The sequence below is a fragment of the Petralouisia muris genome, assembly GCF_004793545.1.
Classification (GTDB): domain Bacteria; phylum Bacillota; class Clostridia; order Lachnospirales; family Lachnospiraceae; genus Petralouisia; species Petralouisia muris.
In genome coordinates this window covers 107,151-117,967 of record NZ_SRYA01000010.1, presented here as the reverse complement: position 1 = coordinate 117,967, position 10,817 = coordinate 107,151, and the positions used below count along the sequence as shown (strand labels likewise).

General features: G+C 38.5%; 17 protein-coding genes and 1 pseudogene. 3 read left to right on the top strand and 15 right to left on the bottom strand.

Annotation, left to right across the window (positions count from 1 at the left end; translation table 11 throughout):
- Window positions 1-131 precede the first annotated feature (131 nt).
- From E5329_RS06825 to E5329_RS06755, 15 genes and pseudogenes are all read right to left on the bottom strand, one after another.
- Complete coding sequence (locus E5329_RS06825; protein WP_135988816.1) at window positions 132-479, bottom strand: GntR family transcriptional regulator; 348 nt, start codon at window positions 477-479, stop codon at window positions 132-134.
- A 172-nt stretch (window positions 480-651) separates the two neighbouring features.
- A complete protein-coding gene (locus E5329_RS06820) occupies window positions 652-1,275 on the bottom strand; it encodes an ABC-2 transporter permease (RefSeq protein WP_135988815.1) in 624 nt (207 codons plus the stop codon).
- A complete protein-coding gene (locus E5329_RS06815; RefSeq protein ID WP_016306779.1) occupies window positions 1,272-2,135 on the bottom strand; it encodes an ABC transporter ATP-binding protein in 864 nt (287 codons plus the stop codon). Before E5329_RS06815 ends, E5329_RS06820 begins: the two co-directional genes overlap by 4 nt.
- 44 nt (window positions 2,136-2,179) lie before the next feature.
- The gene (locus tag E5329_RS06810) at window positions 2,180-3,043 is read right to left on the bottom strand and encodes a MerR family transcriptional regulator (protein WP_135988814.1); all 864 of its coding nucleotides are present in this window, start codon (window positions 3,041-3,043) and stop codon (window positions 2,180-2,182) included.
- A 237-nt stretch (window positions 3,044-3,280) separates the two neighbouring features.
- Window positions 3,281-3,634: a metallophosphoesterase gene (locus E5329_RS06800; protein ID WP_330572002.1), complete on the bottom strand. Its 354-nt coding sequence runs from the start codon at window positions 3,632-3,634 to the stop codon at window positions 3,281-3,283.
- Window positions 3,635-3,772: 138 nt separating this feature from the next.
- Complete coding sequence (locus E5329_RS06795; protein ID WP_135988812.1) at window positions 3,773-3,982, bottom strand: hypothetical protein; 210 nt, start codon at window positions 3,980-3,982, stop codon at window positions 3,773-3,775.
- Between the two features lie 15 nt (window positions 3,983-3,997).
- A complete protein-coding gene (locus E5329_RS06790; RefSeq protein ID WP_135988811.1) occupies window positions 3,998-4,324 on the bottom strand; it encodes a hypothetical protein in 327 nt (108 codons plus the stop codon).
- A 178-nt stretch (window positions 4,325-4,502) separates the two neighbouring features.
- Window positions 4,503-5,108: a hypothetical protein gene (locus tag E5329_RS30520; RefSeq protein ID WP_275443084.1), complete on the bottom strand. Its 606-nt coding sequence runs from the start codon at window positions 5,106-5,108 to the stop codon at window positions 4,503-4,505.
- Window positions 5,065-5,577, bottom strand: a complete 513-nt coding sequence (locus tag E5329_RS30515; protein WP_275443083.1) for a relaxase/mobilization nuclease domain-containing protein — start codon at window positions 5,575-5,577, stop codon at window positions 5,065-5,067. The genes E5329_RS30520 and E5329_RS30515 overlap by 44 nt, the downstream gene beginning before the upstream one ends.
- 1 nt (window position 5,578) lies before the next feature.
- Window positions 5,579-5,779, bottom strand: a complete 201-nt coding sequence (locus E5329_RS06780) for a hypothetical protein (RefSeq protein WP_135988810.1) — start codon at window positions 5,777-5,779, stop codon at window positions 5,579-5,581.
- Window positions 5,780-6,501: 722 nt separating this feature from the next.
- Window positions 6,502-6,882, bottom strand: a pseudogene (locus E5329_RS06775) (RNA polymerase sigma factor); the annotation flags it as partial.
- Window positions 6,883-7,016: 134 nt separating this feature from the next.
- The gene (locus E5329_RS06770) at window positions 7,017-7,253 is read right to left on the bottom strand and encodes a hypothetical protein (RefSeq protein WP_135988809.1); all 237 of its coding nucleotides are present in this window, start codon (window positions 7,251-7,253) and stop codon (window positions 7,017-7,019) included.
- Entirely contained in the window at window positions 7,228-7,776 is a 549-nt protein-coding gene (locus E5329_RS06765; RefSeq protein ID WP_135988808.1) for a BAR domain-containing protein, read from the bottom strand. Before E5329_RS06765 ends, E5329_RS06770 begins: the two co-directional genes overlap by 26 nt.
- Before the next feature lie 20 nt (window positions 7,777-7,796).
- The gene (locus tag E5329_RS06760) at window positions 7,797-8,477 is read right to left on the bottom strand and encodes a G1 family glutamic endopeptidase (protein ID WP_275443087.1); all 681 of its coding nucleotides are present in this window, start codon (window positions 8,475-8,477) and stop codon (window positions 7,797-7,799) included.
- A 179-nt stretch (window positions 8,478-8,656) separates the two neighbouring features.
- On the bottom strand, window positions 8,657-8,968 hold the full coding sequence (locus E5329_RS06755) for a hypothetical protein (protein WP_135988806.1): 312 nt from the start codon (window positions 8,966-8,968) through the stop codon (window positions 8,657-8,659).
- 406 nt (window positions 8,969-9,374) lie between these two features.
- Between E5329_RS06755 and E5329_RS06750 the strand changes: the two genes are divergently transcribed.
- From E5329_RS06750 to E5329_RS06740, 3 genes are read left to right on the top strand one after another with little or no spacing between them, the layout of a single operon-like run.
- A complete protein-coding gene (locus E5329_RS06750; RefSeq protein ID WP_135988805.1) occupies window positions 9,375-9,731 on the top strand; it encodes a PadR family transcriptional regulator in 357 nt (118 codons plus the stop codon).
- The gene (locus tag E5329_RS06745; RefSeq protein ID WP_135988804.1) at window positions 9,724-10,122 is read left to right on the top strand and encodes a DUF6120 family protein; all 399 of its coding nucleotides are present in this window, start codon (window positions 9,724-9,726) and stop codon (window positions 10,120-10,122) included. Before E5329_RS06750 ends, E5329_RS06745 begins: the two co-directional genes overlap by 8 nt.
- Entirely contained in the window at window positions 10,119-10,406 is a 288-nt protein-coding gene (locus E5329_RS06740) for a hypothetical protein (RefSeq protein WP_135988803.1), read from the top strand. Before E5329_RS06745 ends, E5329_RS06740 begins: the two co-directional genes overlap by 4 nt.
- Window positions 10,407-10,817: the final 411 nt, after the last annotated feature.

Here is a 10,817-nt window from a genome sequence, read left to right as displayed (position 1 = left end):
TGATAATTATATTATACCAAATATAGGCGGTGGTATCTACTTTTTCAGCGGCCTCCTCCCACATGGGGTGGTGCATGGTTTATAGTTACATTAATTTTAATTTCAGAAACTAGCGGCATTATAAGCTACTGCTACATATCGGAACTGATTTCTCCAAATTTTTCAAAGCTGTTTCCATATGAATTGATTTCATCTTGATAGATTTGGTTTATTTGTTCCAATATGTCATTCCGTATTCTGATAAGATGCTGAATGTCTATTGTGACATATCTCCCTGTTGTGGATTGCTTTATGAGTACTTTTTCATCTTGCAATACCTGTAAAGCCCTTTGCATTGTATTAGGATTCACCCCGGCTTGCTTTGCCAATTCCCGCGTCGGCGGGAGCTTTGCACCCGGCTCATAATATCCATTAAATATTTTCTTTAACAGTTCAATCGCAAGCTGGTTGTACCTTTTTGTATTGATTGCTTTAAGCATGGCATTATCTCTTTTTTATATGCTTGTCTATGAAATAGGAAATGACATAAATGCCTATTCCGACAGCTATTGAGACAACCAAATTTTGAGTATAATGTTTCAAACCTATAATCAATAAAACAATGGGAATTGCCGCTGTCTTGAATATTTTGTGTTCGTCCATAGTCTCCCCTTACAATTCCTTTCCGTTAAATATTTTAATTGACGATATTACAGACAAAAGCAATACTGCAAATGTCAATATCAACATTATTGGAAAGGTTATCTTTGTTAGTATTTCCATAATCATTGCCGTATTTGCCTTGGCAATCAATAACGGAAAAGCAATCAACAAAAACATAAATATTAGTTTTGATTTATCATATCCAAACTGATACTGTACAGGCATATAGACACTATAAAGAATGGTAGCGACAAAAAAGACAGGTATGACCAACTCCGGGCTCAGCCTGATTAAATTCGGAACAAATAATGTATCAATCCAATATGCTGTACAGCAAAATACAAACACAATGAAATATGTCAAATATTTACTGGCAACCTGCATATTCCGTGTATAAGGAAGCGTACATAAAAAACTCGCAGTTTTTGGATACTGGTATTCTTTCATTGCCAGATAACGGCATATCAGAAATTCAGAATAAATAACCTCAAATGCAAAAGCCAATGTTGACTGAACCATATTTACTTCATTTGATTTTGATGCAAATGCAACAGGCAGAACAAACACGATTACAATTATGAACAGTATATATTTTCTTAACAGCATAAAGTCCTTTTTCATTAGAGTTGTCATGACGCATCTCCCCTTTCTATCTTTCCAAGCATAATATTTTCAATTGTCGGGCGTTCCATTAAAGCGTCTGGCATGATTCTGGCAATCTCTTCCGGCTTATCGGTTAATCCTATAAAGCTGCAATCCATTGGATTCAGACTTAGAAACAGTTTCCTGCTCTCCGTATTCAGCAAACGGCTGTCACCTTTTACAATCCTGTACGCTTCAAGCAGAGTATCCTTTTTTTCTTGAAAAAGGATGCGCCCGTTATCAATGAGTATCAACCTGTCTGCAATTTGCTCCAAATCGGAAGTGATATGGGTTGAAAAGAAAACAGCCCTGCCGCTTTTTTTAATGTAATCTGCCAGTATTTTTAACATCTGGCTACGAATTAAAGGGTCTAATCCACTTGTCGGCTCGTCCATGATTAAAAGCTCTGCTTTATGTGACAATGCCAATGCTAAAGAAAATTTCATCTTCATACCTTTTGACAAGGTGGAAATCTTTTGCTTGGGGTTTAATCCAAACTGCTCCATGTAATCTTTGTAATCCTGTTCCTGCCAGTTTTTATAAGCCGGAGCTACAATCCCTTTCATTTCAGACATACTAAATTCTTCATAGAAGCCGCCCTCATCTAATACAACGCCGACACGTTCCTTGAGCGTTTTTATATTTTTGTTTATATCCTGTCCAAATAACTTAATGATTCCAGAATTGAATTTCACAAGCCCTAAAATAGACCTGATTGTAGTTGTTTTTCCCGAACCATTGACACCTATAAATCCAGTGATGCTGTTGTCTGGCAGGGAAAATGAAACATCTGTCAATGAAAAATTTGTGTAAGACTTATTTAGTTTTGATATTTCTAAAATATTTTCCATATAGAACCTCCTCGTTTATACTTTCAAACCGTTTTATCCGCATATTATTTTAACCCCGGATATTTTTGTAAAAACACTTTATCTGCCGCCGATAATTCTTCATGGTATTTTTGATAGGATTCGCTTAAGCGGCACATTGCCGGAATAAATATATCATCATATCCGCTTGCACTGTTGAACTGGCGCAATGCTTTTTCCAGACTGTATGCGGTAGATGCCTTATATTCCTCTGATTGCTTATAGGCAATGCGGCTTTCGATTATCTCCTTGTTATCAGCGATATATTTTTCTGTTTCATGGATAACTGCACTTACGCTGCGGGTTAGGCGTTCCATAAAACTTTCATCAAGAGTTATGGTTATCTCGTCAAGATATTCTCTCAAATCGGCGGGAATGTCAAAATCCACTTTATCCAAAAAAGAAACAATGGTATCATATGCTTCCTGTTGCCTGTCTGTGGAGACAGGCTCGTTAAGATACGGGGCAAAATGTAGACAGAGAAATTTCCCGTAATAACCCGGAAAAGCATTCATCAAGCGTTCCAATATGGTCTGCTCTTTTTGGAGCTGGCACAACCTGTTCTGTACCTGTTCCCAATCATGAGTTGATGCAAGTTCCTGAATCAATTTCTGTTTCTCTTGTAAAACGGTCATTTGTAAATTTCTCCTGTGGTAAATCTCATTCAGCACAGACGCAGCGGTCTCGCCGAACAGAACATCTTGTATATCCGTAACTGATAACCCAAGATTTCTTAAAATGGAAATTTTTTTCAAACGGCGTATATCTTCCTCCGAAAAATCACGATACCCATTTTCCTGCACTGTTGGAGAAACAAGCCCTTGCTCGATATAGTATTCAACGGCTTTTTTCGTGACAGAGCATTCTTTGCATACAGCATTGATAAGCATAATTTTCACCTCCACAAATATGATAAACTAACCCCCAGGGGAATAGTCAATACATTTTGAGAAAAAAGACAAAGAATAGTTTTCTCCATTATGCCAGATATTAGAAAAATGCTATGAAAAGGTTATGTATGAGAGGAATTTCGTAGCAGTCGGCATTGTGGAAAAATCCAAAAGTTTTGATTTTTCCATAATGCTTGTCTTTTGGGTTTTGTTTCGGAATAGTGTGGTGCTGGCGGTCTATCTCTTGTTTTCGGTTGCTTGCTTCTTTACCGTACATGAGCATTCAAGCCCGGCTTTCAAAGTGTCATATTGCGGGCTTGCTGCTTCATGGTTTCCCGTCACATAATAGGTCGGGGCAATCCTGACGGATTCCTGCGCAAAGCCTAACGCTATCCCTACATCCGTGTGATTGGCATCTATGAGGTCTCCTGTTATCACGATGATATCCGGCTTACTTTCGGACAGTAGTTTTAATAATTCCGCATTGCCATCGCCAAATTCAGCATTATGCAGGTCTGATACCTGCGCTATCCGGAAGCCTGAAAATGCGGCAGGGATACGGCCGCTTGAAATTGCAACTGTATTCGCCATCAATGCCTTATTGCCCCATACCGTCCAAATAAACAAAGTAAAAAATATTGTACCTATGACGCATAACATTATCCGTGCCTTTTTAATCAACCATTTTCTCATTTTCCCACACCATTTATCGGAAGATCGCCCCTTCAATCAAAACGCAAAGTCGTTAACAATACTTATGACGATGATCCCAATGCCAAACAATATCATCAGAATGCCTGGTATCCGCAGATACCATTTGTAATGGCCAGGCATTTCCTGTTTCTTCATCAGCCACCAAAAAGGCTTATACAAGATAATCATAAGCAAACCGCCTATCATGCAGATAACAGCAAAAATAATTCCAAAATTAAAACTCATATTTACTCCTTTCCATCAGCGCATCACTATTTTGCAATAAGTTTTTGCGGTACTAAAATACATTACTACATAGATAAAGGCAAACAACAAGGATATTGTACTCGCACAGAGCAGAAGCGCCAGAACATTTGTCAGCCCAAACACGGCAAGCAGCATGGCGACTGCATAAAGTGAAACAGCCAGATGGATAACCGCAATAAGCAGCGGTAAGAAAAACATAGTCCGAATTTCTTTGTGGACTATGGCCGACACTTCATTCCGGTCAAGCCCTACTTTCTGCATGACTTCAAAATTGTATCTGTCACTGTATCCCTCTGTGATCTGCTTATAATAAATAACCAAAGCCAGAAAAATCATAAACAGCAGACTGAGCAGCAGACCGATAAACAGAAAACCTCCATAGGTATAATTATCACTCTGCCTTTTTAAGTCTGACCGTCCTTTTCTATGAAATATCCCGTTGGGATTCCTTTCTCTTTTGGCTGTATTCCCGACAGTGTCATCCTGTCAAATAACTGTTTTACCGTAAAAATCCCTCCCTCCTGCGGTCTGTCCTAACTGGCTCTTTCTGTCGGTTCGGACGCTGATTTTCAATCGTGTCGTGGATTTGGTTTAAGCAACCGTCAATATGGGCAGAGCGTTTTTCAATCCCGTCTGCATATTTCAGCCGCTTTCTAAGCTCCGTTATCTGCTCCGTCACGCCCTGTTTTTTGGCTCGGAGTGTTTCTTTTTCGGCTGGCGTGGCACGGCATACCTTATTCCGCAAATGCTGGCGGTAGTCAATCAGTTTATTCATTTCATTCTGGTTTTTCTCCCTGTCGGTGTGTAAATCGGAGAGGATAGAGATGCCCTGCTTTGACATATACCTTGCCTGTGCGGTAATCTCGCCCAGTTTCCGCAATTCTTCTTTCATCAGCGGGCTTGTCGGCTTTCCCTTGTCGGCAAGGTATTTCATCATGTGCCGTAAATCCCTGCTCCCATTGATTGCTTCCCTTAAATCTTCCCGATAAACATTGTAGCGTGTCAGTTTGCCGCTCTTTTCGTCCAGATACAGAGGTCTGGACGAGGCTTTCTTCGGGTTTTCAATCACCGATAAACCGTACTCTCGGCATAAGCGGTCGGACACTTCCCTCAACCTGTTCTGATTTTGAGTAATTATATTTCTGTCCGTTTATGAAAGAAACAGAATTGAAACAAAAATGATTGTGCAGATGTTCTTTGTCAAGGTGGGTGGCAACGATTATCTGGCACTTGCCGCCCCACATCTCCCTTGCCAGTTTCAATCCAATTTCGTGGCACTGTTCGGGTGTTACTTCGTCTGGCTTGAAGCTCTGGCAGCCGTGCCATGCGATATCCCCGCCTGCCTTCTGGTACTGTTTTTTCATCAAAATCATCTGCTGTAAGGCGGTTTCTTTCAGACAGTTGACAGCGGAAACGTACTCGCCCTCATTTGTTTTTAACGGATTCTTCACATAGGAGAACACGTCAAAGAAGTCCTGCAAATCTTGATTCGGCACGGTCTTTTCTGGATTTTTTATATAGTCAATCACATTTTTTATGCTCCCTTTGACATGCCATAGGCTTGTTACCGCCATATCAGACCGCCCCCTGTTCTGTCAATTCTTCTAAGCTAAATCGTTGTGGGAGAGTTGCTTTCTGCTGCAATTCTAAGATAAAATCCTCAATCTCCTTACAGATTTCGGCGGCGCACTGCTTTAATTTTTCATGTTCTTCCTCGTTCAATCTGACGGTAATCGGGACATTCCGCATGTCCTTTTCTGATTTTTCTCTGCTCATTTTCCTCAATCCTCCAGTCTTAAATTTCTTTTTTCGGGGTAGACAGGGGCTGTCCCCCGGGTAAGTTACGCCCACTTGTTTTGTGTGGGCGGGATTGTGGCTGACACACTCCGATGCTCGCTATCTCTGTGGACGCATCGTCACAAGTTCCGTATCGCTCATTTCCGTACAGGCACGGAAAATCACTCACTTCACTGCTCCTTCTCCCAAAAAGTCTAGCGACTTTTCGGGAACACTATTTCCTGTGCAGCAGCATTCTTCCATATCTGTCTTACCCGCCAAAAAGAGAATCCTATGTCCCTGCACCTCCGTTCAGGATTCGGTTTCTCTTAACTTCCGGATAAATGAAAAAGCCGCTACACTGCACCACGAATAACGGGAGTGTTTTCTCCTGCTCGAATTCGCAATGCTATGTAACGGCTTTGAGATTCAAAACCATGCTGCCATACGCCAGCCGAAAAGGGCAGCATACATTCGACGGCGGTCAGCCTTATCCATTGGCTGACATTCCATTCTTCCATTTATGTGCTTGTTTAATTTTCAATCTTCCAATTCCCTTATGGGTATTCCAGAATACCGCAGCGGCTGCACCCATGTCAAGATTTTGGGTAAACTTTTTAGCATTCCCTGTGGACGGAATTTTTATTCATTTAATTTTAAATTGGATGGGAGAGTTTTATCCCCATCCAATAGCCCGCTGAAAAAACGTCTATCTTAGATAGTTATAAAATCTTCCGCAGCTTTTTACGCAGATGGTTTAGCCTTGCATAAATAGCCCCTGTTGTCAATCCAACAAGCGGGGCAATTTCCTTTGTGGAATAGCCCTGCATTTTCAACAGGATAATTTGCAGGGTACGCCTGTCCACCGTAAGCAATGCCCGATACAGGGTTTCGTCCTCAATTTCATCCAGTAAATCGGCAACGGTCTTTACCTCGGTATTCCGCTCCCTGTCTGCCATTCCCTCAAGGTATTCGCCGAAGTCGCTTGTCCAATGGTAAAACCGCCTGTTGGAATTGAAATCTGCCCTGTCGTCTGTGCGGATTTGCGGGGTGGTGTTTTCATCAATGCCATGTTCCCGCAATATTTTTTCCTCGGCTTCTCTCTAATTTAAATATTTTCTGAAAAATCGGATTAGAGAATGAGGACATCCGCCAGAAATGCACCTGAAAAATATACAAACCAAAACGCATCTATGAAATTCTGCATAAATTAGTTTCCCTTATTAACATTCTTAATTTAAGGCTTGCTAAAAAAATCTGTCAACTGATCCCTATATTTAAATTCTTCTTCCTCCGCTAATTCCACTTCATAAGTAGAATCTCCGAATACCAATATGCCGCAGCTATCCGATGCATAATAAATATCCACTATTTCACCATCATGCAATGTTGCTTTTAATCTGTAGTCAAAAGGACATCCACCAGAATAGTTCTTTATCTTTTTTACTTTATCTTTTAAAATTGCTTGGAACATTTCTTTTTACCATAATGTTGTCCGCCTCAAATACACAATCTGCATCCAATGGCAAAGTGTCTACATATTCCTTTTCCTTCTGAAACTCTAATTTTTGGATTTCCTCGAAGAAATCTTTAATTTCTTCGGGGGCCCCTTCATATAAAACAATCTCATTATAAAGAGTATTTAAAAGTACTGAAAGTACATTACATTCCGGTATCTCCATCCGGTTTCCCTCAGTAATCGAAACATATTCCATATTGTCCGCATTTGGAATTCTTATCTTTTTTGAATATGTCCCAAATTCAAAGTAGTTTTCCAGAAATTCCGGTGTATCTCCCGCAAGTTGTTTCTGGCTGTCTTCCCCCTTGTCTTCTTTCTCTGTGAAATCTTCCTGCGTGTTTTCCCCATCTTCTTTCTCAGGATTCACCATTTCTATATCTTCCTGCGACAAAGACGGATTATCTTCCTTACATGCATACAGAGAAACACTCAGAATTAAAAATATTGCCAAAAACAAAACTTTTTTCTGCACTTTCATATCTACCCTCCATAAATGCTCTAATCATTGCTTAAACATTCACCAGTCAGGCTATTTACCTGATAGGAATTGCCATCTGTTAATTCAAAAATATAGGATGATTCAAATATCCCATCATTGTCACTATCACAAAACGCAACATCGACATCTGAAACATCTGGTATTACAGCTTCCATTGATGCACCCCGTGTCTCCGTCCTCAATACCTCGCTGTCTTTCACCTCATTTTCCAGCGCTTTTAAGGCATCTTCCAACGACAATTGTGCCGATCTTTGAGATGGAATAATTTCATATTCGTTGTGATTCACCAGGCTTGAAACAACACCTGTATCATCTACAATTGCACTATAGAAATCGCCCTTTACTGGAATGCCCTCAAACGTGTAATTATATGTTACGTCATACGCCACCGTTTCTTCAACTTCATTCTGGGAATTTCCATCCAGATCTACCTCTGCTGCCACAATTTCCCTCAATTCTAAATCGCCAATGTTAAAATCTGTGAAATCTACACCTTCAAATGCCTCATTGAGCCATTCAGCGGATTTATTTTCTGCTTCATCTGCGGTAATTTCCACACTTTGATCCTTAACTTCTCCACTTAAGGTTGTCGTCCCGCTGTCATCTGATAAGACAGTTACATCCATATCTTCTTTAACGCTGACATCAACATCTGTAGCTTTGATTGCATAATTTGGTATTGTAGTTGAGCCAGCTCCAGGACGAGAATATGTATTTCCTGGAAATCCTTCAAATCTGGAATATTGTACATTCCCTTTATGTGTTAAAACCAGATAATTATTATTTCCGTATTCTTTATTCGCAAGAATTCAGGAACTTTTGACTGACTCGCCTGTTTTGGCATATTTCATAAATTTGTCTACCACTGCGCCATCTTTATTTGGTCCTGCCCCCAGGAGCCTGACCATTTAAAATTTGCAATATCATGAACATTAAAATCCACGCCGCTTGCACTCCCCCATAATCTCCCAGCTTTACTTCCATGGCTTGCCCAATATTTTATTGCTTTTGTCCTTCTTTTAAAATCCGTTAACGTTATCCCTGTTTTTTGTTTCAGCGTGCTTTTATAAGATGGAACTTGTCCCTTTATGCCATTAACAAATTTCTTACAATCGGATGTTCCTGTATAACTATTATTTTTTAAACGCCTCCACTGTTTTTCCAGCCGCATATAATGGAATATTGCCTAATAATGAAAGGCAAATAACCATTGATAAAAGACCCGAAAATTCTTTTCTCTTTAATTTCATAATTCATTCATACTCCTTAAATTGTATTTTAGTTATTTTTCTGATAGAATTAAAATCTACATGCAAAAGCATACACCAAAATTTCTAATTATGGTCTATCTGATAAGTCACTTCATTAATTATCACCGCCTTTCCATTATTGCGTATCACATCAGATACGATATTTTTTTAATAACGCATATCAACAGTAACAAATTGTATAGAGATACTTTTATCTACTACATAATAATTATATCTTTAAAAAAATATTTGTCAATAATATTTTAGTTTTTCTAAATATTGACTTCTTATATTATATGTGTTATAAATATAAAAAAGGGAGTTATTATGGATAATAAAAGCAATTTTAGACGTGGTTCCGTAGAACTTTTAGTACTTCACTTATTAAATCAGAAAGATTATTATGGATACGAGCTTTCACAAACAATCAAGGAGCAATCGGATTCTGTATTAAATATACCTGTTGGCTCCCTATATCCAGCACTATACAAGCTGATTGACTCAGGTTATATTTCTGATTATAAGAAACAGGTGGGACGCCGACTAATTCGAGTATATTACCACATTGAAGATTCTGGAATACAACGTTTGAGTACGCTGATTGAAGATTATAATTCTACAGTCGCTGCTGTACAACAAGTTTTAAATTACAAACCTAAAAATGGAGATATTATAGATGATTAGCAACGAACAAATCATTTGTTCTTATATTAAAGAAATAAAACATCATCTTCCAATTTACAAATCGGAGGAAAAAAAATTTATTAATGATTTGCAAAATGCCATTATGGACTTTTCAAATGAAACCAAAGAATTTACATACAATGAATTGATTAACCACTTTGGTTCTCCAAAGGATTTAGTTGCAAACTATTTACTAGAAGCAGATGCTGAACATTTAAGCAGGGAAATTCGCTATTCACACCGAATTAAATTAATTTCAATATTTTCAATAGGTGCCATTATCGTGTCTCTTGCTATTGCTATAATGTTTCAATATCTCTTCTATTACCATGCACACACATCCTACATTTCCAGAGAAATAACAATAATAGAAGAGGATAACAACAAATGAAACAATGTAAAACAACGAAACTCTTTCATATTGCAACAATATTAGCAATTACTCTTATACTTGTTACAGCCAATTACACAAAAACAGTACAAGCAGCTGATATATCTACATCAACTCAAGATGTAAGTATAGAAAAAATTGCGGATGATTTATATTGCATTACAACAATCGAATCAACATTAAATAACAACTTAGATGAATATATTACTGCTACTCGTTCATCTAAAACAAAATCGGGAAGTAAAACTGTTAAATATCAGAATAGCAAAGGAACAACTTTGTAGTATGTAAAAGTATCTGGAACTTTTTCATACAATGGAAACAGCTCTCGTTGTACCTCAGCATCCGTATCGGCAATTTCCTATGACAAGAATTGGACAATATCCAATAAAAGCAGCAGCAAATCAGGAAACACTGCTCATGCTACTGCAACTGGTACATTAAACAAAAACTCTTTGTTCAGCCAGACCATTACAAAAACCGTATCTTTAAGTTGTTCCAAAAATGGTAACCTTTCATAAAAAAATTATCGGCGAAGAATTGTTTCTCTGCCGATAATTTTTTTAATTCCCAACTCCATCTGTATACAAATGACAAAATTATTATACAATATTCCTTTTTAAGTAAACTGAATACGGACACTTCGTGATACAATTTCTATTTTCAATGGAATTTGTACCTTTCTCGCCGATTGT

Excerpts from the sequence above, each read along its gene's own strand:
- E5329_RS06825 (WP_135988816.1), bottom strand. The coding sequence starts at position 479 with ATGCTTAAAGCAATCAATACAAAAAGGTACAACCAGCTTGCGATTGAA.
- E5329_RS06820 (WP_135988815.1), bottom strand. The coding sequence starts at position 1,275 with ATGACAACTCTAATGAAAAAGGACTTTATGCTGTTAAGAAAATATATA.
- E5329_RS06815 (WP_016306779.1), bottom strand. The coding sequence starts at position 2,135 with ATGGAAAATATTTTAGAAATATCAAAACTAAATAAGTCTTACACAAAT.
- E5329_RS06810 (WP_135988814.1), bottom strand. The coding sequence starts at position 3,043 with ATGCTTATCAATGCTGTATGCAAAGAATGCTCTGTCACGAAAAAAGCC.
- E5329_RS06800 (WP_330572002.1), bottom strand. The coding sequence starts at position 3,634 with ATGGCGAATACAGTTGCAATTTCAAGCGGCCGTATCCCTGCCGCATTT.
- E5329_RS06795 (WP_135988812.1), bottom strand. The coding sequence starts at position 3,982 with ATGAGTTTTAATTTTGGAATTATTTTTGCTGTTATCTGCATGATAGGC.
- E5329_RS30515 (WP_275443083.1), bottom strand. The coding sequence starts at position 5,577 with ATGGCGGTAACAAGCCTATGGCATGTCAAAGGGAGCATAAAAAATGTG.
- E5329_RS06780 (WP_135988810.1), bottom strand. The coding sequence starts at position 5,779 with ATGAGCAGAGAAAAATCAGAAAAGGACATGCGGAATGTCCCGATTACC.
- E5329_RS06770 (WP_135988809.1), bottom strand. The coding sequence starts at position 7,253 with ATGTTCCAAGCAATTTTAAAAGATAAAGTAAAAAAGATAAAGAACTAT.
- E5329_RS06765 (WP_135988808.1), bottom strand. The coding sequence starts at position 7,776 with ATGAAAGTGCAGAAAAAAGTTTTGTTTTTGGCAATATTTTTAATTCTG.
- E5329_RS06755 (WP_135988806.1), bottom strand. The coding sequence starts at position 8,968 with ATGCGGCTGGAAAAACAGTGGAGGCGTTTAAAAAATAATAGTTATACA.
- E5329_RS06750 (WP_135988805.1), top strand. The coding sequence starts at position 9,375 with ATGGATAATAAAAGCAATTTTAGACGTGGTTCCGTAGAACTTTTAGTA.
- E5329_RS06745 (WP_135988804.1), top strand. The coding sequence starts at position 9,724 with ATGATTAGCAACGAACAAATCATTTGTTCTTATATTAAAGAAATAAAA.
- E5329_RS06740 (WP_135988803.1), top strand. The coding sequence starts at position 10,119 with ATGAAACAATGTAAAACAACGAAACTCTTTCATATTGCAACAATATTA.